This is a genomic window from Vibrio superstes (assembly GCF_003569005.1).
Classification (GTDB): Bacteria; Pseudomonadota; Gammaproteobacteria; order Enterobacterales; family Vibrionaceae; genus Vibrio; species Vibrio superstes.
The window spans coordinates 731,355-753,925 of record NZ_BCUR01000001.1 but is presented as its reverse complement, the minus strand read 5'-3'; the positions used below and the strand labels follow the sequence as shown (position 1 = coordinate 753,925).

The window sequence follows — 22,571 nt, the reverse complement described above, 5'->3', positions numbered from 1 at the left end:
ATGGCGTAAGGTATTGATCCATATATAGCTAACTGCGTAACAGAGGGTATGATTTATATTCTTGGTTACATGGGCCTTGTCCCTTTTATTTTACTCCCAGTACTGTTTGGTCTGACGCACAGCCAAGCATCGTTTCATTTTATAATGAGCTTTTTGATTTACAGTGCGGGCATTGCGTTGTTTATGGCCGGAGCTGTTTGGGGAAGGTGTGTAGATCGAACAGTTCCGGAGAAGAGGTCGCTGGTGGCCTCTAACGTCATCACTCTAGGTGTCATCGCTCTTGGGTTATTTGTTTTCTATAGCCCTATGGTGCTACTAATCGGTATTGGGCTTGCTCATGGGCTGAACCTGTATTTTGAACCAAAACGAGATCACCCCAGGTACCTAAAATTAAGATTTATCCTAACGGGTGTTGTTCTTACCGCGCACCTTTGCATGCTGGCCTTGATTGTGATCTAGTTGTGCTTGCTGCCCTTGGCTCTAAATTCGAAAACCTTAGTTGGGCATACCTCGATGCAACGCCCGCAACTAATGCAGTCTTGGCTCATTACCCTGCGATCCCCCTCTTTTAAAGGCTGTTTTAAGATGTCTGGCTCTGGACACACATTGAAGCAATCCATACATTTGGTGCAATCTTCGCGTTTTGTTGCTGTGATGCGAAGAGTACTTTTACGTCCTATCACGCCATAAGTTGCCCCCAACGGGCACAGATGACCACACCACCCATGCTCGACAAGAACGAGATCGAGTAAAAAAACTAATAGTATGAGAATCCATCCCGCTCCCATTCCAAAAACAAGCCCACGATGTAGCGTCGCAACTGGGTCTACCCAAGCCCATAAGGTAGTGCCGGAAATTGCACTGCCAAGAAGAATCACAGGAATCAACCAGTACCTAAGACTAGATGGCCAGCGATAACTTGCTTTAAGGTTAAATTTTCGCCTTAACCACGCGGCCAAATCTGTCACCATATTCAACGGGCAAACCCATGCGCAGAACACTCTAGGTGCGAGCAAGGCATAAAAAACAACCACAATCGCCACGCCAATGAATGTGGTTAGCTCTGGAATATGACCGGTCGCGAGCGTTTGCATCACAATTAAAGGGTCGCTAAGCGGAATGGTATCCAGTAGTAGGCTTGATGAAAGGTTTCCCTTGAGTATTCCCAAGCTAGGCCCAAGCATGAAACAGGCCATGATGGCGATTTGGCACAGTCGACGACTGATTAAAAAACGGTGAGTTTGCCACCAACCTAAGGCTTCTATTGCCTCTTTCCCGGCATCTTTTGCGAGGTTTTTAGCCATTATTTGTTCTCCCGCATTTCTTTAAGACTAGGCACGGGGATAGTTTCATCTCCCTCCCAACCTAACTTGTAGTGGTGTCCTAACTCACCTTTTGCTAGTTCAGTTGGCACGATTTTGATTGCCGCCACTGGAAGCACGCAAGCTTGTTCGCACTTACCACATCCGGTGCATGACTCTGAATGAACCGTAGGAATCATTTTTGCGTGAATTCCAGTTCGAGCATTCCTTTGGTACTCAAGGGTAATTGCTTCGTCAATTAACGGGCAAACGCGATAACAAACATCACAGCGTAAACCTAAATAATTTAGACAGGTTTCATGGTCAATGAGCACGGCGGTGCCCATAGCTGCATCGTCAATGTTGGTTAATGAGGGGTCAAGAGCCCCAGTCGGGCAGGCCACAACACAGGGAATATCATCACACATTTCGCACGGGATATCTCTGGCAGTAAAATAGGGGGTACCAGAAGCAGATTTGGACATCAGAGTAGAGAGCTTGAGTGTGTCGTAAGGGCAAGCCTGAACGCAAAGCCCGCAGCGCACACATGCCGCCTCAAAGTCACCTTCGGCCAGAGCACCCGGCGGGCGAATAGGGACACCAGAACCGCCAGCTTGGCTTTGCCGAGACTGTATTCCAAGAAGTGTTGCAACAGAACCCACCCCAATAGCGGTGCGAGCAGCGTCACGCAAAAAACGCCGTCTACTTGGAGAGGGGCCATTCTTTGGTTTGTTCATTGTGCTGACCTTGTGGATTTACCCTTATTAATTATGTGCCCTTATTGGGCAAAAAGTGAGCTTTAAGAAGAATGATTACAGGAAAGTTGGCTAATTTATGATCTAGGGCCGCTCAGGATTGCGGGACAGGCGCCAAATAAGGAGTCCATCAGTTTTATCGATGTGCGGTTTTTTGTTATAGCGTCCCCTTAACTCATAAGCATCAAATAAAGGCTGATGATTCAATCTGTATACGCACGTAGTTACAACGAGTTCGATTTTTAAGTGTTCTGTGCGTTATTTTATGGATCAAATCCCGAAATCTATAACCATTCTTTGTTCAACGACAGAATGATACTCATTAACAGCGACATAACTAAGAATAGATTAGCTTTTAGGAGTCAAGGTTTATGAAGGGAAGCTAAAGCCTTGATGTAAGACGTTGAGGGTAATGATATTGTGGGAGGATAATAGACTTTACTACATTAAGATTGTTACGTTTGAGCACCGCATCAGAGCCTTTTTGCAACTGAGAGTTCAAGAAAGTGTGATCATCATTGATGAAGTTCATAAGCCAGCAGTACCTACATTGAAGCATTGAAATAAAGAATCATAATGAGTGACAAGGTTACGATGCTTCACGATCCAACCTCAGAACCAAGCCGCGCAATTTATTAGTTGGCAATATCGCGCGTATATTTATGCCTTGGGTCAATGAGTTTTTACTGCTATTGATACGAGTACAACCAATTGAGGGGAGTTCATACCTATGCAATTTAATGTAGTACTGTCCAGTCCCAGCAAACGAACACAGCGTGCGTTGTAGAATGAAAAGATTAGCAGAACAAAAATTTGTGAATTCAAGGCTAGTGAAAAAAGTGCCTTTCCATTGTGAGGTTATAAAAATTGATGGGGAGTCAGTTTATACTCCTAGGTATGCAGAAATCGTTGCTCGAATGTTTGAATTACGGATACAGGGTAAAGGCGCTCCATCAATAGCCAAGATTCTTAATGAGGAATTTGATGCTCCTAAAAAGCTGAGAAAGGGCGAGTTTTCTCAACACTTTGTTCTGCGTGTCTTAAAAGATAGGGCAACAACAGGTGTGTTAGTCATGAGAGACAACACTGAGGTCGCTGATTATTTTCCTGCTGCTATCTCTGATGCCACTTATCTTCAAGCAAATGATAGGAAACCATTTATGACGGGTGTAGTAACGGCCAAAGCAGGGACTACGAATGTAATAAAAGGAACGACACGCTGCAATGAGTGTCACAATGGCGTTATTGTCAAAACATCTAAGAGTAAGTTCAGATATTTGAAGTGCGTGAAATCCAGCCATGGGTGCATGGTGCAAAGGTCTTTACAGTACTCTAAGGTCCTTCTGCCAATACTTGATAGCCTGTTAGATGTCCATTGGATAACTAAGGCGCTTAAAGATATCAAGCGAAGTAAAGAGCGTATTGATTATCATGAAAAGCAAGTAGTGAAACTAAATCAGATTTTACAGAAGGCATCAAACTTAACAGTAATAGAAAATCTGGTTGAACGAATAGAGCAGCATGATGTGTACATCACTTTTTTTCGCACTATTGAAAGTGGAAACCACGAAACAATTTTAGATGGATTGAATGTGGGAACAAAATCTGGAAGAGCTACACTCAATCTGATTCTGAATATTACCTTTAAAAAAATCATTGTCGATTTTTCGTCAGAACAAATCACTTTAGTCACGAAAATCGATAATCACACACAAAAGCGTCCAGCAAGTATTAACGATATTAGACATGCAAATGTTTGGGAACTTCAAGGTTTAAGCTCTTTGTTATTAAAAGATGATGTAGAGGTAAGTGCTACTAAATTACGACAACTTTTGACTCCCCCAACTCAAACTAAGTAAAGCCTCAACGAATAGATATAATTTGCATGAATATCCGGTATGTTCTTTGTTCATTATTCGCACATGGGTGGGTATGTTACTTTGTATTCGTTAACTCAATAATATTTATTTGTCATTTATCAAATAGGAAAAACTATGAAAAAGCTCCTACTCACAATGTCTGTTTTATCTGTACTTTCTCATGGCGCATATGCGGCCGTTGGAATCGATGGTAAAGATTATGCGGAAACTATCCCTGTGACTGCTGACAACATTACGCAAGTGGAGGCGGAAGTTAATTTCTTAAAATGGAAAAACAAAGATGCGATGAACAAGATGTTCGACCTAACTATCCCTACACCTGCAGGCCCTATGCCTACTGTTCGTATGAACCGAGATACTCTGTATTCAGCGCAAGTTGCAGACGCTTCGAATGGTCTAACGATTACAATGCCTGAAGACAATGAAGTTTTTACATCTGTATTGGTTATTAATGAGAACGGTTATTCAGAAGATTATATTTGGCAAAAAGGTACCCATAAAATTCTTCCTCCTGAGAAAGGTAAGTTTGTATGGGTTCTATTCAGAATTGGTTTGGAAAACGGCATTGACGAAGCCCGTAAAGTTCAAAAAACCATGAAGGTCGAGGGGCAAGGCAATGGAGTATGGGAACCAAAACCATACGACAAAGCTCAATACGAGACACTGCATAAAGAATATATGCAAAAAGCGATCGATGGCGGCATCGTTCTGGATTACGGGCACACCGAAGGTCGTATCGCAAAAGAGACAAAACGTATGTCTGATGCAGTTGGTTGGGGGGGAATGGATTTTCGCATCAACTCATATCAAGTATCTAAAGATTATGAGAACAGTGGCTGTTACCAAACAACCTTTGAGGATCCAAGAGTAGATGAATTTTGGTCAATTACCGTGTACTCAGAGGACGGTTGGTTACTCCCTACCGATATGAAAACGGTATTGAACTCTCGCGACGCAAAGCCGAATCAAGATGGCAGTTACACGGTATCCTTTAATTGTGGCGAAGATGCGATAAATAACCTAGAAACAGGAACGGATAAGACATTTAACTGGGCGTGGCGAGCGTATGGCTCATCATACAAAGTGAAAGCAGGAAAATGGAACCCTATTTCGACTTTCCACAAAGTTAAATAATAGAACGATCAAGAGATAGCTTTTGTAGAGCTATCTCTTTTTTATTATTGGATGCAAGAAGATTCGATTCACAAGGATTGGCCCTACAACGAGGGTTGAGCTACTTTGGGATTGCAATATGAATCGTGTTCTTACAAGGGTTTTACAGAATCACGAGAGAAGAGTTTTACCCCCATATTTACTCGTTTGGCGACATTCACATTCTCATTAAACTCTTGAATCAGAAGCTGTATTGCCGCTTGGGCTGTCAATCTGTGGTCACAACCTATGGAGCTCAATGAAGGGCTGATCATTTTGCCAATAGACAGGTTATCAAAACCCATTACCGATAGATCTTCAGGTACTGACATGCCACGTTTATCCAACTCGTCGAGCAATGAAATAGCCGCTCTGTCACACAAACAAAATATGGCTGTCGCACCATTGAAAAGTCCTTTATCTAGGATTTGAGGCAATACCTTGCTGGCACCAAAATCGGCTCCTGCTTCACCAAGTTTAATGCTTTCGCTGATGGCGGTTTGGTCAGTATCTTGGCAATACTTCAAGATATCGATAACCGTGACTTTTTCAGCACCTAATTCACTGGCTGCCCTTTGGAATCCATAGGTTCTCTTGCGAATTGAAGGTCGGGTTTGAGCGGTAAGCATGGCAATGTTTTTGTGTCCATTGCCAATGAGATACTTGGCTGCAAGCTCTCCACCCAGTTCGTAGTCTAGGGAGATACTCGATATTCTCATATCGACATCAAATCCGTTAACCATGACTACAGGGATGTCTTTGTCTTTTAAGGCATTAGCAATAGAGGGCAGTTCTGGCCCCAGCATCAACACACATTCGGAGTCTGAAAGCTTATCCAGGATCTGCTCTTCGCTCATTGATGCATTGAGCAAAATCAATTGAGGTTGAAGCCCCATTTGATGAAATTGCTCTTGGAACTGGTTAATCATGATCGAGTAGTAAGGGTCCGGTGTATCAACCAAAACTGTCGTAGCAATAGTGACAGAACGTATAGGAACCTCGTATTTCACCTTGGATGCTTTTCGTAGGTATCCACTTTCTTCAATCGCAAGCTCAACCTTTTTGCGAACCTCAGGATCAACCTTAGGGTTGTTGTTCAGCACTCTTGAGATGGTGCTTCTTGATATTCCTGTCATTTCAGCCAGGTCGGTAATCGTTACTTTTTTCATTGTTATTAGGTACAGAAGACTTGAGGAATTTCTATAGTACTCGCTATCAAGAGAAATTTCACCAAGTAAATATACTGTGAAATATTTCATGAGCATGGAATGTTTCAGTCTTGTGATTTCGCTCACAGCGACATTCATTCAACTAATACATAATCGCCTCAGTTGATAATTTGGCTTCTGAATAAAAAGAGTGAGCAATGACAAAAATAAATAATCGCTATCAGATTCAAGAGGACATCCTAGCGTCTATAGAAAGGAACTTGCCTCGTATCGGAAACCGAAATCCAATGATTGGAAATGGTGCGCCAACATTTGATTGGCATTATCCCGATGAATATTTCTGGACGGATTCATTTTGGACCGGACAACTTTGGCTGGCATATAGCTTGACCGGAGAAGAAAAATTTAAGAACAGTGCTCGTATGAGAAGAGAGCAGCTGGAAAAAATCTTATCCACCCCAATGTGGATTGACCATGACATGGGTTTCCTGTTTAGCCTTACCGCTGTTGCTGACTACAAATTGACAGGGTGCAATGAAGCAAGAGATCAAGCTCTGCGTGCCGCTGAAGCTTTACGTAATCGCTTCAACTGGAATGGTCGATACCTTCCAGCTTGGAACGCTCAAGCGAATAACCCTGGGCATGCCGAATTTGTACAAGGCAAGATCATCATTGATTGCATGCAGAACTTAGGCTTGTTGCTTTGGGCATATAAAGAGACCAACGTGGAATCCTTTAAAGAGGTTGCGCTTCAGCAAGCAGATACCTCTTTGAAACACTTAGTACGAGACGACTTTAGTACTTACCACTCATTTAATTTCGATCCACGCACCAATGAGCCTGTGGAAGGCAAAACTGTGCAAGGGTTTGCGGATGAATCTTGCTGGAGCCGAGGTCATGCATGGGCGGTACATGGTTTTGCTCAATTGGCAGAAACCACCGGCAACCTAGAGTATGCGGACATCTCAGCAAAGCTGACGGATTACGTTATCGAAAATATCACCGATGATTGCATCCCTGTGTGGGATTACTCACTACCGGCAAGTCATACCCAATATAAAGATACCTCTGCTGGGGCTGTAACGGCTTCAGGCATTTATATCTTGGCCGATGTCTATAAGAGGGCAGGTCGTGAAGAAGAGGCGAAGCGATATCACGCCTTTGCTGAAAAGATGCTGACTGCCTTGCGTACCCATCATGACCTAACAGAAGTGGAGCATGCTGAGGGATTACTCTCTGGTGCTGCCTCGTTTGTCAATATGATGAAAGGTCCAGAAACGAGCTACTTAGCTGATGGTATGTTGCCTTACGGTGATTATTACTACTTTGAAGCTGCGATGCGCTCTGTGGGCCACAACCAGTTCTTTTGGAACTAAGAGGAATTTCTTATGCCGTATTATTCCCGATTTTCCGAAAACCCGATGCAATCTAAGCAAGATTACCAGCAACTTGTTCTAGATTTGTTTGAACCTATGGTTCCCTTTTTAAAGACCCAAGGATCTCACCCTGATTTCGATGAAGGTGGTGCGATCTTTGATATGTCTGCTAGCGGACTTGAAGGCGTTGCCCGCCCATTGTGGGGAATCATCCCTTTAGTGAAAGGTGGCGGTAGTTTTGATTACTGGTCGCTTTATCACAATGCCATTGCACAAGGCACAGACCCAGAAGACCCAAATTACTGGGGGCCTGCACAGGGCATTAACCAACGCAGTGTAGAAATGGCTGCATTTGGTTTGTTACTGGCGGTACTTCCTGAGCATGGTTGGGAACCTTTGTCCGTTGAGGTACAAGATAACCTAGCGAACTGGTTGGCTAATATCCAAAACTGCCCAATGCCACAGAACAACTGGTTGTTCTTTACCGTGTTGGTTCAAGCAGGATTGCGTAAGGTTGGCCGTGCTGATTTAGTGGATATTGATATTGAAGCTAAGTATCTCAATAAGCTAAAGAACTTCTATCTGGGTGATGGTTGGTATGGTGATGGTGAGGTAGAAAATATCGACCATTATGGTGGTTTTGCTATCCATTTTTACAGCCTGCTTTATGCAACAGTACTAGATCACACGGACTCTGAGCTTAAGCAACTCTTCCTTGAGCGAGCAGAAGCGTATTGTGAACCTTTTTCTTATTGGTTTGCAGAGACGGGTGAATGCTTGGCCCAAGGTCGCTCTTTGACTTATCGTTTTGCTACCTCTGGATTTTGGGGCGCAGCAGCGGTTGCCAATCTAACCTCAATGCCGATGGGAGAGATCAAAGGCTTGTGGGCAAGACAAATACGCCAGTGGAAGGATAAACCTATTTTCACCGCTGACGGTCTTATGGCTCGTGGCTATGACTACCCAAATCTAAATGTGTGTGAGGGATATAACTCACCAACCTCGCCATATTGGGCATTCAAGGCGTTCTTCCCATTGTTACTCGAAGACTCGCATGAGTTTTGGCAGTGTGAAGAAGTCCCACAAAATTTAACCAAGACAATCTACCCAATGCCAGCAGCCCGTTCGATAGCACAACGCATCAACGGACACAGCATTGTGCATTTTGCTGGAACGATAGAGCCACAGTTTCAGGTAGATAAATACAACAAGTTTGCATACTCAACATGTTTTGGTGCCGATATCGGTGCGTTGCAATACAGCAATATGCTGAGCTTCGGTGACAATATCTTGGCATTTAGCTTTGATGAAGGTGCTAACTGGCAAACGCGTCTGTTTAACCATGAAGTCGACATCACCAACAACGACCTTACGGTTGAGTGGAGCACAGGCACGATTCGAGTGACTACACAAATCGAGGTTTTAGAGAATGGTGAGTCAATCCGTCATCATGATTTTGAGCTAGATAAACCTGCTTGGATTGTTGAAACCGGTTTCGCTGTGAGCAATTGGTACCAAGAGCGTAAAACGCTACAAGACATGTCTGGTGTGAATGCAACGATTGAATTGCAAGGCACAAATGGCGTCTCGTTGATAGCCAGTGAAGACAGTTACCAAAAGGATGCAAGGCAGTGTTGTCGTATACACAGCAACCTTGTTTCACCACGAACACATGTCCCATATTTGCTTACAAAACTAAAAGCGGGCACACACCGCATTTCGAGCAAATTTTGGGTGTCCCCTATAAATAATACAATAAGATTACGTGATTAATAGAAGGCCTACATAATGAACAAAACTCTGATTGGCTTAGCCCTTACTACTCTGTCCCTAACAGCGGGTGTTAACGCTAAAGAAGCTGACACCCCTAATCTGAAGATACTAAGTGAGTCCACTACGGCGTGGACGCATAACTTCAACCCTTGGTTGGGTGGCTTGTCCTCTGCCGAGTTCGCATACGAACCGCTATTTATCTTCAACCTGCTTGATGACACCAAAGAATATCCATGGCTGGCAACAGGCTATGAAGTCAGTGAAGACCTAAAGGTACTAACCGTGACTCTTCGTGAAGGCGTGTCTTGGTCTGATGGCCAGCCATTCTCGGCGAAAGATGTGTTGTTTACCTTCAACTACACTCGTGAAAATCCAGGCATCGACGTAACAGGCCTTAGCTCTTCAGTTGAAAAGATTGAGCTGGTCAACGATTACGAGGTGAAGATCTATCTAAACGAAGAAAATGCATTCTCTCAGTACGACATCTTGATGACCAAGATCGTTCCTGAACATATCTGGAAAGATATTGAAAACCCTTCTCAGCAAGTGGTGAAGAACCCAGTAGGAACAGGTCCATTTACCGAGGTAACTCGCTTTACACCTCAAGTGTATATCCAGTGTCAGAATGAGAACTACTGGAACGAAGAATTGGCGGTTAAATGCTTGGAGTTCCCACAATACTCTTCTAGTGATGCTGCATTAGAGATGATGGCAAAAGGCGAAACTGACTGGAACGGAATCTTCGTACCAGACATTGATCGCTTGTTTGTTGATGCAGCAGAAGGCAACAAATACTGGTTCCCTTCTGGTGATGGTGTTCGAATCACTATGAACTTCGAGACCAAGAATGAGGGTGCAAAGAAAGCCTTTAACGACGTTAACTTCAGAAAAGCGTTCAACCTAGCGATGGACCGTGAAGCGATGAAAGAGCTGGGTGCATATGGTTATGTAGAGCTAGGCAACTCAGCCAGTAACCTGCCAAGTTCACTTGAGAGCTGGCGCGATGAGCAAGCAGACAAAACGTGGGCAAAATACACAGACTACAACATTGCTGAAGCGAAGAAGTACCTTGCTGAGGCTGGCTACAAAGATGTCACGGGTAACCGATTTGTTGAAAACCCAGATGGTTCTGAGCTGCGTTTCTTAATGCAGGTACCAAGTGGTTGGTCTGCGATGGTGAACAACGCAATGATCGCTATCGATGGTCTGCGTGAAGCGGGAATTAACGCTCATCTGATCACGCCAGAAGTACAAGCGTACAGCCAAAACTGGCGCGGTGGTAACTTTGATGTGACCTTCGGTGGAGGCAGCATCGCATCCTCAGGTTGGAAGTTTTACGACTACACCATGCACTCTCGCTTCGCTAAGAGTGGCCAATGGTGGTCTTCAACCATGACCAACTATCAAAGCGATGAGTTGAACGCTTGGATTGAAGAGCTCAGCACCACGGTAGACGTTGAGAAACAACGTGAGATTTCTTCACACATAGAACGTCATTACGCTGAAAATGCCATCCAAGTGCCACTGTATTACAACGCAATCTGGTACTCGTACAACGACTCTCGTTTTACTGGCTTCTTCAACGCAGAAAACCCGGTAGCTCACCCGGCTCCGTTTGAATCTAACAAGCTTCTGCATGTTATGCATATTAAACCAAGAACATAAGTAAATCGGTTTAGTTACACATTGAGAAGTGGGAATACCCAATGCGGTATTCCCTATCCTGAAACGTATACCTGGGGTATTCATGAAATTTATTCTTAGTCGACTCGGCTTTTACTTGCTGGCCTTTTTGGCGGCAGTAACCATTAACTTCTTTCTACCAAGGCTAATGCCTGGTGACCCGATTCAGTCTTTCTTGGCTCGCTTAGCGCAAAATGGTGGCCAGATCAGCCCTGAGACAATCGCCTCACTTGAGGTGCTGTACGGCTACTCAAGCAACACTCCATTGATGGAGCAGTTCATTACTTATGTAGGTTCAATCCTAACTGGGGAGTGGGGTACATCGACTCGATTCTTCCAACCTGTATTTGAGGTATTGGGCCGAGGAATGATGTGGACATTGCTACTAGTAGGTACTTACTTGCTTGTGTCTTACACCATCACTACCTTGCTTGGCATCTACGTGGCATGGAAGAGAGGTACATGGACAGACTCAGTGATTACGGTTGGTTCGGTTGTCGTTTCTTCTATCCCTGCAGTTGTTATGGCACTAGGTATGTACTTCCTATTTGCTTCAAATCTAGGTTGGTTCCCAACAGGATACGCCTACAACCCATCGATTGACGCAGGCTGGAGCTTTGAGTTCATCGGTAGTGTTGCTTACCACTTGGTATTGCCACTGCTGTGTATGGTTGCCTTGGGTATGGGTAACGTAATGGGAATGCGTTCTAACATGATCAACCAACTGGGTGAAGACTTCATCGTAATGGGTTGGGCAAAGGGCGTAAAAGACAAAAAGGTAATGATGCAATACGGTGCGCGTAACGCGGTACTGCCAATGATCACCACCTTTGCAATGTCTGTCGGCGCCATCTTCGGTGGCTCACTGATCATTGAAATCATCTTTAACTATCCAGGCCTAGGCCAAGTGATGTTCCAAGCGATGCTGGCACGAGATTATCCTTTGATTCAAGGATACCTACTCATCATGACAGTGATGGTCTTGGGAGCGAACTTTGTAGCTGACTGCTTACTGTTCGTTTTAGACCCACGCCTACGAACTCAATTGGATTAAGAGAAGAGAATCATCACTATGAAATCGCTTAAATTAATGAAACAGTTTTTCCTTGATAACCCTAAAGCGGCTATCGGTATCTTTATCGTCGTGACGGTTTGCTTGATGTGTTTGTTTGCACCCTTGCTGACCCAATTCGACCCAACCGGTCGTGTGGCAAGACCGCACCAAGCGCCTAACTTGGACAACCTTTTAGGCACGACTCGAATGGGCCGTGACGTGTGGTCACAGCTATTGTACGGCGGACGCATCTCCTTGATGGTGGGTTTCGCAGCAGGCACCTTCGTTATCGTTATGGCAATGATTGTGGGCATCGCATCGGGCTACTTTGGCGGTATTGTGGACAACGTTTTGTCCTTCATTACTAACCTGGTCATGGTAATCCCAAGCCTACCTCTAATGCTGGTATTGGCGTCATTCCTTGACCAAGTATCACCAATGATCATTGCGGTTATTATCGGCGCAACCTCTTGGCCGTGGGGTGCTCGCGTATTGCGTTCGCAAACCCTTGCGATTCGTAACCGAGATTTTGTGCATGCCGCAGAGGTAATGGGTGAGAGTAAGAAACGCATGTTGTTCGCAGAGATCATGCCAAACATGATGTCGATTCTAGCGTCTTGTTTCATTGGCACGGTTATCTACGCCATCATGACTCAAGCGACCCTAGAGTTTATCGGCTTGGGTGACCCATTGAGTGTGACTTGGGGTGGCATGCTGTACAACGCAGAGCAAACCTCGGCAATCCGTATTGGCGCATGGTGGGAAATTGCTGCACCAAGTATTGCGCTAGCGTCAGTCGCGATAGGTTTGGCTTTGATTAACTTCTCAATTGATGAGATCTCAAACCCTAAATTAAAAGCACAACGCATCATGGCTCGCTTCCGTCGTGAAGAGAAGAAAGCAGCCAAGCTAGCTAAAGCTCAGAAAATGAAGACTGTGGAGCAGGCGTAATGAAAAAGCTAATTGAAGTTAAAAATCTGTCTGTTGATTACATCACCTTTGATGGCCGTGTACGCGCGGTCAACGACGTCAGCTTTGATATCGGTGAGGGTGAGATCTTAGGCTTAGCGGGCGAGTCGGGCTGTGGTAAATCGACCATTGCGTATTCGCTTATGCGTTTGCATCGCCCGCCAGCGATGATCTCTGAGGGTCAAATTCTGTTTAATGGCAAAGATGTGCTGGAAATGGATGAAGAGCAACTGCGAGATTTCCGCTGGAAAGATACCTCAATGGTATTTCAAAGCGCGATGAACTGTCTGAATCCAGTTAAAACCATTGAATATCAGTTCTTTGACATCTTTGATGCCCACGGTCTGGTCAATAGTCGTGAGGAATCCATAGAGAAAGCCAAAGAGCTATTGCGCATTGTTGATATCCCTACAGAGCGTTTGTTTGATTACCCGCATCAGTTCTCGGGTGGCATGCGCCAGCGTGTTGTTATCGCTATGGCATTGGCTCTTAAGCCTAAGCTTCTGATCATGGATGAGCCTACCACTGCTTTGGATGTGGTTGTACAGCGAGAAATCCTACAAAAGGTGTATCAGCTTAAAGAAGAATTCGGCTTCTCTATCTTATTCATCACGCACGACTTGAGCTTGATGGTAGAACTGTGTGACCGCATTGGCATCATGTATTCAGGGCAGCTTGTAGAGCTTGCACCATCTAAGGAAATCCTGAGTAAACCAAAGCATCCTTATGCATTTGGTTTGGGGGATTCTTTCCCAACCTTGCACGGTGAATTGCAAGAGATGAAGGGCATTCCTGGTACACCATTGGATCTCAAGAATGTTCCTGCAGGTTGTCGCTTCAGCCCTCGTTGTTTCAAGGCCACTGAAGCCTGCAAGACTACGCCACCAAAACTGCTTGGTGCCGGAGAGAATCGATGGGTTTCATGCCATCACCCTTTGCCTATCGATGGTGAGAAGATTGAGATTGTACAGGAGGCGGTATAAATGAACGCTATCAACCCAGAAGTGAACAAGTCGTTGGATGAGGCTCATCCTGTCGTTCTAGAAGCTAAGAATCTGACCATAGATTTTCGCAAAAAAGGTGGTTCTTTCTTTGGACCTAAACAATACCTTCGTGCCTTGAATGGATTGGATTTTAAATTGCGTGAAGGCCGCTGTCTGGCAGTGGTTGGAGAGTCTGGCTGTGGCAAGAGCACCAGTGCCAAGATTGCCACCAAGATCCATGACGCAACCGAAGGTGGGATCTACTTCCGTGGCACTAATATTGATGACATTACCGATCGCGAACAATTAGACGCTTATCGTCGTGATGTGCAGATGGTATTCCAAGACCCGTTCAGCTCTTTGAATCCATTGCATACCATCCGTTATCACTTAACTCGACCTCTTAAGATCTATCATGATCTGCAACCTGGAGAGGAGATGGAGGAGCGCCTTGTCTCTATCCTTGAGCAGGTTGGCTTAACGCCAGCAAAAGAGGTGTTGGACAAGTTTCCGCATCAGCTATCGGGCGGCCAACGCCAACGCGTGTTCTTGGCGAAAACTCTCGCCATTGGTGCAAAGGTGATATTGGCTGATGAGCCTACGTCTATGCTGGATGTCTCTATTCGTATTGGTGTACTCAACCTAATGAATAAGATGAAGCATGAGATGGGCAAAGCCTTTATGTACATCACTCATGATATCGCTACGGCACGTTATTTTGCGGAAGATACGGTCGTGCTTTACTGCGGCCATATGGTGGAATGGGGCTCGACAGAAGATATCACCCAGAATCCACAGCACCCATATACACAGCTGTTGCTAGCTGCGGTGCCAGATCCAAGTCGCAGTATTCATGAGAAGCTACCGACTCATCGTTCGATGGAAACCCCTATGTGGTCTCCAGAGAAGAAAGGGTGCCCGTACGCAGCTCGCTGCCCTCAAGCCAAGGCGGCTTGTACAGAATACCTACCCGAAGCAGTAGAGGTGGCGCCAAACCACTTCACTCGTTGTCACCTATTTGTGTAGTTAAGGCAGATAAGCAGTTAATGAATACTTTGAAGACACCTTACTTCTCGGATTGGCCGAAGATTGATTCGGCCATTGCTCAAGATCTTGATATGGAAGCCATTATTGCGGACATAGTGTCGCAGATGACTCTTGAGGAAAAGATAGGGCAGATGGTTCAGCCAAACCTACGTGGCGTTACTCCAGCACAAGCGAAAGAGTACAAGCTGGGTTCGATACTTAACGGCGGCGGCGCTTGGCCGAACGAGAATAAATACTCGTCGGCTCAAGAGTGGGCAGCGAAGGCGGATGAGTTTTGGTTTGCTGTAGAAGATGCGTTTGCTGACCGCCCGTTTCGTATTCCGTTCATGTGGGCGACGGATGCAGTGCATGGTCACAACAACGCGTTTAGTGCGACAGTGTTTCCTCACAACATAGGTCTTGGTTGTACCAGAGACCCTGATTTGATTGAGAGAATTGGCGAGATCACGGCCATCGAGGTTGCAGCAACTGGGTTGGATTGGACTTTTGCTCCCACCGTTGCCACACCACGTGATCTTCGTTGGGGTAGGGTGTACGAGGGGTATTCAGAGGATCCTGAGATCACATTCGCTTATGCAGGGCGCATGGTGAAGGGGTTGCAGGGCAATGCAGAAGAACTAAAGAGTGACAGCAAAGTTATCTCTAATGTAAAGCATTGGGTAGGTGATGGAGGCACGCAGTGTGGAGTGGATCGTGGCATTAATGACTACAGCGAAGACCTACTGCGTAATATCCACGCGATGGGCTACTTCAGTGGTCTAGAAGCGGGCGCACAGGTGGTGATGTCATCGTTCAATACATGGGATAACCCAACGAACTATGACCACGCTCCTGAAGTTGGTGAACAATACAACTACAAGATCCATGGTAGTAAGTATTTACTAACTGATGTACTGAAAAGCAAGATGGGCTTTGATGGCTTAGTTGTTACTGACTGGCATGGTCACTCTGAAGTCAGCAAATGCACTGACACTAATGCAACCTATGCGATCAATGCGGGCAACGACGTGTTGATGGTGCCAGAATCGGAGCACTGGATGGCGCTATATCATCAAACAGTACGTGATGTGAATAATGGCACTATTCCAATGTCTCGCATTGATGACGCGGTCATGCGTATCCTTCGGGTCAAGATGCGTGCTGGCTTGTGGAACAAGTCTCAACCAAGTAAGCGTTTGCTAGCTGGAAAGCAGGCTTTACTTGGTGCGCAAGAGCACAGAGAAGTTGCACGTGAAGCGGTAAGAAAGTCGTTAGTGTTGTTAAAGAATAAACAACAACTATTACCCCTTAAGCGTAGCCAAAAGGTATTGCTAACGGGTAGTGCTGCAGACGATCTAAACAAGCAATCAGGGGGCTGGAACCTTACTTGGCAGGGGGATGAGAATCAGCTATCTGATTTTCCTGGAGCTACAACTCTTCGTATGGCTCTTGAAACAGAATTAGGTCCAGAAATGGTCGAATTCGACCCTAACCTCGATGGTGATCTGGCAAAGCATGATGTGGCTATCGTTGCCTTTGGTGAAGACCCATATGCTGAGATGATGGGTGACATTAAGGAATGGCAATCATTAGAATTCGCTACCTTGAAGCGTAAGTATCGCGCAGATTGCCAGTTAATTGAAAAGCTCCATCAGGCGGGTGTGAAGGTTATCTCGGTGTTTTATAGCGGTAGGCCTTTATATCTGAACCGAGAGATTTCTCAATCAGATGCCTTTGTTGCTGCGTTTCTTCCTGGTAGCGAAGGAATGGGTCTTGTCGATGTATTGCTGCGCAATGAAGAGGGGGAAGTGAACCATGATTTTCAGGGAAAACTCTCTTTCAGTTGGCCAAATCATAGAAACAGCGCTCGGGTTAGCAGGTTAGCACCGCATATTCCCAACTATGTGGTACCGACTAACGAACAAGATCCAGAGGGTGAACATAAACCATTATTTGCCTACGGCTATGGACTGAACTACACCGATTGCGTCCAGGAAAACAATCTTGATGATCTTACGCTTGATGCGTTGGCCAGTGATACGGTTAATCAGCAACAAAGCATGCACATCTATGGGGTACGCTCGACGATTGGTGACTTCCAATTGAAGACATCTTTGCTAGGAGAAGATAATGGCTTTGAAATCTCCCGCAATAACCCAGTGCAATTTGATTGGTTGGCTACACGTCCCTACAACTATCAGCAACAACAAGATGCCATGGCTATCAGCTTTCAAGGTCGATCTGCTGGTGTCTATGTTGAAGCAACCAATGGTGCTGTAGAGCCTATCTCTCAGTTCTTTGATAAGGGTACTTTAAACTTTGAAATTAAAGTAAGCCGTTTGCCGACTGAACCTGTTCTGATTTCAGTGCAATATGGTAATTCCGAGCTCTATGGCCAAGTCGACATTAATAACCAATTGGTTAATACCAATGAATTTATAGAAATAAAAATACCGGCTAATAAATTCAATGTTAATGGAATAACAATAGTTGATAAATTATTTATTATTTCCACAAACGGTGAATTTGAAGCGGTTATAGCAAATATAAGGTGGGATAAATAATAAAAGCACTTAAATATAAATAAACATCTAAAAACACAATAATAAAAACTTAATACCAAAACCTTGGATTCTATTCAAGGTTAAGGGATCTCTGTACCTAAACATAGTGGATTAATAATGAAAAATAATTACCTTAATAAGTCTCTAATTGCTCTCGCTGTTTGTTGTTCTTTCGGAGCTCAAGCTTCAACAGATTTCTTTGGATATGCTCGTGCTGGTATGCATGTCTCTCCAGATGGTCAAAAAGGCAATGGCCATCCTGACTATATTAGAGCGGAAGGTGCTCCAAACAAATACCGTTTGGGTAATGAAGATGACTGGGCGGAGTTGGGAATCCGTCACGACATGTACGAAAATGGTCCGGAGCGTGCTGAGATTGGCTTCATGATGGGGACCTGGCATAACCCAGAAACACGCTCTAACTCCTTTACCATAATGCAGGCTTGGGGACAGATGTACGGCATTCTGGGTAGCGACAAAACCAGTATCTGGGCAGGTCAACGCTATACGCGAAACATCGCTGATGACATGCTGGACTTTAAGTATTGGGATAACAGTGGCCGTGGTTTTGGTCTTAGAGATATTGAAGCAGGCAGCGTTCTTATGGATTTTGCTACCGTTTATAACAACGTGGCTTATGACGATGTAAATAATCCTGATAGTACGCGCCGTTCTGCAGTACTTATGCCTGAGTTTAGAGTGCACGGAATCGATGTGTTAGGGGGTAACCTAACACTGGGTGCTAACTACGCCTACATTATTGATGATACAGACATTAAGAAGCATGTTGGAGCCGGTAATTACGACCGAGACGGCTATATGTTTACGGTGAACCATAAAGCTAGTTTTGCTGGTACCTATAACATCTTCACCGTGCAGATGAATGGTGGTATCGGTGTGGGTGGTTGGCACGATGGTGAGGGTGAGTTGCTGAACTTAACCACTCCAGGGACAAGTTATCGTGTTATGAACCATGGTTTTTGTACCATCAACGATGCGTGGAGTTGCCAATACTCTTTAGCCTATGAAAACATCAGTATGGACAACTCTTCTGACGATGGTAAGGATTGGTTTGCGGCCGGTATTCGACCAAAGTACAGCTGGAACAAGTACTTGCAGACAGAAGTAGAACTGGGTTATCAGTTAGTAAACAGCGACCGATTTGACGATAGCAACACCTCTTGGAAAGCGACCTTATCTCAAAAAGTTCACTTCGGTACCGTCCCACATATTCGTTTTTACGCAACCTATGCGGAAGCAGAAACTAACTGGGAAGAACAAAGCTTTGGTAAACACGTAGCGATTGCATCAAAAGACATTGATTCTTGGACCTTTGGTGTTCAATTTGAAGCTTGGTGGTAATTGAGCTGAGTCATATTTTTATAATTAATATACTCATGATCTAGTATTCAATGATGATTATATTTAATCTATGAAGATATTCTAAAATGACTGTATTTTTTATTAGTGTTTAATATTAAGTCCATGGCATGAAAGTGTTATGGACTTTTAGTGTTTATATAAACGGTGTGCCTCATGAAAAAAATATTTAAAGTAATCGCGTTCTCTTTTGGGGTATCGATCTTAGGGTGTCAATCTATTGATGTTCTTGATCAAGAAAACTCTGCCTCTTATTCAAATTATTCCGATCTGACATTTACTGAATTAGACAAAATGGCTAAGTATGAATTTGATATTACATCTAGCACACAGAGGCTCACCACTGATTCTATTGATAGCCCTGTTATCGGTGTCGATCTTCCGAAAAACAAAACGGGCATAACCGTATTGATTAGCAGCGAGATCAACATGGGTGTTTTTGCACCCAATATCATGTTCTTGAACGATGAGTGGCAACCCGTAGCATCGGTAGACTTTGATGAGTTTGAATATCAGAGGCCAGAAACCTACCAAGGCGATGCTCTTGTTTATGAGTTTGAGATCAACAGTATTGAGCACAGAGATTACTCGCACATGGTGATCTTTACTACAGATGAAGACTTGAACTCTTTTAGTCGAGCTATTCATCCTGCTCGCTTAAAAGCAGAGATGAGAGATGAAGTGTTGGATATAGACGATATCAAGGTAAGGCACTCTGAGTATGGTGAGATCACTATAACCCTTGAATCGATCTCGCTCGACAGTGAGGAGTCTAAGCAAAGACGCGAAGAAAATGCTAAATCTGAAGATTACTACTTCGAACAGATTAATAAGTTTGTGAATGAAGGAAACATTGAAGAAGCGCTTAGAGTAAGAGATGAGGCAAAATTTTACGGTATAGAAGGGGCTGATGAGGCATTTTCTAAGGCACTAAAAAATTCAAGCAATCAAAGCTAGCTGACTGAATTGATATTGTATAAAGTGAATGGACCCACCACACCCTAGGGTGTGGTGGGTTTCTTTTATTGGCTTAATGCTTTATTGAGATTGTCGTACTCTTGCTCAATTCGCAACATTACGTATTTCTTTCTTTCTATATATGGGGCGCTGTCAGACATTGCTTCAACCTTCTGTTCAACCATCGAAAGTTGTTGTTCTTTCCATTCATCGAGTGTCATTTGAATTTGTTCGGCGCTCATATTCTGCTTTATGGATTCGATACTTAGAGAATCTAACGCATTGGTGGCTAATGCGTTGCAAGATAGACTCAAACCAAATAGTAGGGCAGGTATCGTTAATATCTTCATGTTAACTTCCTTGTGGTCGTGTGCTTCCATTGACGGCAAGGTAAGTGTTGTAGATAAATGTTTCTTTTACAAAGAAAAAAGCGGATAAAAGCTAAGAAATTTTTTAGATAATAGTGGGATATTTCAAGGTGTGGCGATATGGAGAGCTATAAGAAACCTTTTTCCTAAATGAGGTAAGAGATGAGAGGACACTAGGAGATCCTCTCACCTCAAAATAGACGCTTACGTGATTATTTAGCGAAGTTTACGATTGGGAAGCACTTTAAGAAACCGTTGTCAGCACAGTTGATCAGGCCAATCTGAACACCATCGATGTTCTTTGTTTTATTAAACACACCCAGTTGTATGTTCGATTTGTTAGATAGACTGACGAGGCCCACATCTGCCATGGTTTGCCCGTCAGAATAGTTAACCAGTGACCAGTTCAAGCCTTCCACGTTGTGAGTAATGTTGGCGACACCTAGGTTAACACCTGTTGCTTTACCAGCGTTCCAGTTAAACCAACCCCAAGATAGGCCTTTCATTTCCTGATTCACCTTGTTGGCACCAAACCAAAGATTGAGGTTTAAGCCGGTAGTGCGATCAGTTTCAGACATACCCAATAGTGATATATCCACGCCCTTCACTTCCGAGGTTTTACCGTGCAATACGGAGAGTCTTACCCCTTGTACTGAGTTGTCTTGTGGAGCGTTCATGTCGATAGTTGAAAACATGACAGGAGTTTGTGCAGAAGCAAAAGAAGAAGCCATGGTTGCTGCGATAGCAGTAGCAATAAGTATTTTTTTCATGATTTATCCATCCAGAAATTAATAAAGTGATGTTCTTTTCTATGCAGTGAATAATAATCGTAAAATCAGTTTCATATAATATCTAAAAATGGAAAGTAACTTTATTCCCTATTGTTTAAACAAGTCATAATCAAGGGTTTACTTGGTTTGGTCTAACTTAAGTTGTTGTTTTTAATTTATTTTTATGGTGGTTTAATGTGGGTTTCTGAGTTTTGGTTTGATGCGGTGTCGATATTTTATGTCAATTTACTAATAACAGGAACAGTGTTTATATTACTGTTCCTGTTATTAATAATAAATTTATGCTGGATTGGTAATATAGCATTCCATATTATGATTAATGGCAAACCTTTGAAACTTATTTGGCTTGAGTATTTCCCAGAATCAGAAGTGCTTAACTAATTTGCCTGTGTAACTCAACATTAAAGCGCTCGAATTCCTCGAGCGTTTTTTATTACAGTTAGCTTAATATTCTCATTGATTGTCTTTATTTCGACCTGTAGTGCTGTCCTTTATATCAAGATCGCCGTGCTCTCTGGGCCTAGTCAGGGTATCAATGGCAAACCCTGACGCGCACACAAAGAAGAACATCAAAGCAATATCCCAAATTAGTGGGTGGAATACTGAAGTAAAAGACATGACCTCATAGCTTTGGAGCTTAATCTCTTCGTTCCTCATCGACTGTGTTCAGCAACAATTAAGCTGCTCCAAATCGCCTTAACCGAGGCGTAATCTGCCCTTAAGTAGTGACCTAAATTCATGGCTGTATACGTCTCATTGACGGGTATTCTTGATTCGTTGGTGGTTTAGGCGCAAGGACAAACAGGTCTCCTTGCCACATCTTGAGTTCAAAACACCATCGAGCAAACTCCTCTCGCTCTGGCTTTTCTATCTGCATCGAATCGCAGTGAACATGACAGAATTCATCCCAGCTCGCTTGCTCCAAGAACAGCCCAGGATCCGTATCTGAGAGGTACTTTTCAATGAATGATTGGCGCTTTTTTGCTTCCTCTTGCTGAGTTTGGTTCAGAAGAAGAAATCGTTTCGATGCATAGGCCATGAGTGTGTCAATAAGTTGGTGGATTCGGGCTAATGTTAGGGTTTGGATGAGGAGGAGGGCAAACTTTACGGTGATCTTAGTATCAATAGCGTGATGGAGTAGGCATCAAAATGAAAGGAGTTTACAGCAATTAGACGCAGTCTATGTAACTGTTGGTGTCTAGGGTCTGTTGATCTTTTGAGTTTATTTTTGTAGCGATTTGTTGGGTATTTAAACAAGGCAGTCACTTTTAGGTGTGGTGGTTCCACATGAAAAGGGACTAACGCCGTAGAAATGCCCAACAAACGCTACCCGAAGGGCTCGGCAAGAAGGGCTCGGCTAGAAACCATTTACTCGTCGTTGAGCGTCTTT

General features: G+C 44.0%; 20 protein-coding genes. 13 read left to right on the top strand and 7 right to left on the bottom strand.

The genetic code is table 11. From position 1 onward, the window contains the following. Positions 1–48 precede the first annotated feature (48 nt). Positions 49–459, top strand: coding sequence for a DUF3429 domain-containing protein (locus D5I41_RS03180; protein WP_119008468.1), 411 nt, complete (start codon positions 49–51; stop codon positions 457–459). Here D5I41_RS03180 and napH read toward each other — a convergent pair. Next, on the bottom strand, positions 456–1,304 hold the full coding sequence (gene napH, locus D5I41_RS03175; protein WP_119008467.1) for a quinol dehydrogenase ferredoxin subunit NapH: 849 nt from the start codon (positions 1,302–1,304) through the stop codon (positions 456–458). The two genes, D5I41_RS03180 and napH, sit on opposite strands and share 4 nt — an antisense overlap. Continuing rightward, on the bottom strand, positions 1,304–2,038 hold the full coding sequence (gene napG, locus D5I41_RS03170; RefSeq protein WP_119008466.1) for a ferredoxin-type protein NapG: 735 nt from the start codon (positions 2,036–2,038) through the stop codon (positions 1,304–1,306). The genes napH and napG overlap by 1 nt, the downstream gene beginning before the upstream one ends. Before the next feature lie 806 nt (positions 2,039–2,844). Here napG and D5I41_RS03165 point away from each other — a divergent pair. Next, positions 2,845–3,915 carry a recombinase family protein gene (locus tag D5I41_RS03165; protein WP_119008465.1) on the top strand — a complete coding sequence of 357 codons (1,071 nt, stop codon included), beginning with the start codon at positions 2,845–2,847 and terminating at the stop codon, positions 3,913–3,915. Between the two features lie 135 nt (positions 3,916–4,050). Beyond that, positions 4,051–5,070 carry a DUF1214 domain-containing protein gene (locus D5I41_RS03160; protein WP_119008464.1) on the top strand — a complete coding sequence of 340 codons (1,020 nt, stop codon included), beginning with the start codon at positions 4,051–4,053 and terminating at the stop codon, positions 5,068–5,070. A 131-nt stretch (positions 5,071–5,201) separates the two neighbouring features. Here D5I41_RS03160 and D5I41_RS03155 read toward each other — a convergent pair whose 3' ends face one another. After that, on the bottom strand, positions 5,202–6,257 hold the full coding sequence (locus D5I41_RS03155) for a LacI family DNA-binding transcriptional regulator (RefSeq protein WP_119008463.1): 1,056 nt from the start codon (positions 6,255–6,257) through the stop codon (positions 5,202–5,204). A 197-nt stretch (positions 6,258–6,454) separates the two neighbouring features. Here D5I41_RS03155 and D5I41_RS03150 point away from each other — a divergent pair, with 197 nt between their 5' ends. The 10 genes from D5I41_RS03150 (at position 6,455) to D5I41_RS03105 (ending at position 20,022) form a co-directional block, all read left to right on the top strand. Further along, on the top strand, positions 6,455–7,633 hold the full coding sequence (locus D5I41_RS03150; RefSeq protein ID WP_119008462.1) for a glycoside hydrolase family 88 protein: 1,179 nt from the start codon (positions 6,455–6,457) through the stop codon (positions 7,631–7,633). A gap of 12 nt (positions 7,634–7,645) precedes the next feature. Beyond that, positions 7,646–9,406, top strand: coding sequence for a DUF2264 domain-containing protein (locus D5I41_RS03145; RefSeq protein ID WP_119008461.1), 1,761 nt, complete (start codon positions 7,646–7,648; stop codon positions 9,404–9,406). 15 nt (positions 9,407–9,421) lie between these two features. Beyond that, complete coding sequence (locus tag D5I41_RS03140; RefSeq protein ID WP_119008460.1) at positions 9,422–11,071, top strand: ABC transporter substrate-binding protein; 1,650 nt, start codon at positions 9,422–9,424, stop codon at positions 11,069–11,071. An 82-nt stretch (positions 11,072–11,153) separates the two neighbouring features. Further along, complete coding sequence (locus D5I41_RS03135) at positions 11,154–12,143, top strand: ABC transporter permease (RefSeq protein ID WP_119008459.1); 990 nt, start codon at positions 11,154–11,156, stop codon at positions 12,141–12,143. A gap of 18 nt (positions 12,144–12,161) precedes the next feature. After that, positions 12,162–13,094 (top strand): ABC transporter permease, encoded by a 933-nt coding sequence (locus tag D5I41_RS03130; RefSeq protein ID WP_119008458.1) that lies wholly within the window; start codon positions 12,162–12,164, stop codon positions 13,092–13,094. Then, complete coding sequence (locus D5I41_RS03125) at positions 13,094–14,095, top strand: ABC transporter ATP-binding protein (RefSeq protein ID WP_119008457.1); 1,002 nt, start codon at positions 13,094–13,096, stop codon at positions 14,093–14,095. The genes D5I41_RS03130 and D5I41_RS03125 overlap by 1 nt, the downstream gene beginning before the upstream one ends. Beyond that, positions 14,096–15,121 (top strand): ABC transporter ATP-binding protein, encoded by a 1,026-nt coding sequence (locus D5I41_RS03120; protein ID WP_119008456.1) that lies wholly within the window; start codon positions 14,096–14,098, stop codon positions 15,119–15,121. A 20-nt stretch (positions 15,122–15,141) separates the two neighbouring features. Further along, positions 15,142–17,685: a glycoside hydrolase family 3 protein gene (locus D5I41_RS03115; RefSeq protein ID WP_119008455.1), complete on the top strand. Its 2,544-nt coding sequence runs from the start codon at positions 15,142–15,144 to the stop codon at positions 17,683–17,685. A 117-nt stretch (positions 17,686–17,802) separates the two neighbouring features. Continuing rightward, positions 17,803–19,047 carry a carbohydrate porin gene (locus tag D5I41_RS03110; RefSeq protein WP_119008454.1) on the top strand — a complete coding sequence of 415 codons (1,245 nt, stop codon included), beginning with the start codon at positions 17,803–17,805 and terminating at the stop codon, positions 19,045–19,047. 174 nt (positions 19,048–19,221) lie between these two features. Next, positions 19,222–20,022, top strand: a complete 801-nt coding sequence (locus tag D5I41_RS03105) for a MalM family protein (RefSeq protein WP_119008453.1) — start codon at positions 19,222–19,224, stop codon at positions 20,020–20,022. Positions 20,023–20,087: 65 nt separating this feature from the next. On the opposite strand, the gene D5I41_RS03100 is transcribed toward D5I41_RS03105, so the two are convergent. The 4 genes from D5I41_RS03100 to D5I41_RS03080 all read right to left on the bottom strand — a co-directional run bounded on the left by D5I41_RS03100 (position 20,088) and on the right by D5I41_RS03080 (position 22,220). Beyond that, complete coding sequence (locus D5I41_RS03100) at positions 20,088–20,372, bottom strand: hypothetical protein (RefSeq protein ID WP_119008452.1); 285 nt, start codon at positions 20,370–20,372, stop codon at positions 20,088–20,090. 230 nt (positions 20,373–20,602) lie between these two features. Continuing rightward, complete coding sequence (locus tag D5I41_RS03095) at positions 20,603–21,160, bottom strand: VC2662 family protein (protein ID WP_119008451.1); 558 nt, start codon at positions 21,158–21,160, stop codon at positions 20,603–20,605. Positions 21,161–21,634: 474 nt separating this feature from the next. Next, complete coding sequence (locus D5I41_RS03085; protein WP_162892782.1) at positions 21,635–21,799, bottom strand: hypothetical protein; 165 nt, start codon at positions 21,797–21,799, stop codon at positions 21,635–21,637. Positions 21,800–21,917: 118 nt separating this feature from the next. After that, a complete protein-coding gene (locus tag D5I41_RS03080; RefSeq protein WP_119008448.1) occupies positions 21,918–22,220 on the bottom strand; it encodes a hypothetical protein in 303 nt (100 codons plus the stop codon). Between the last annotated feature and the right edge of the window lie 351 nt (positions 22,221–22,571).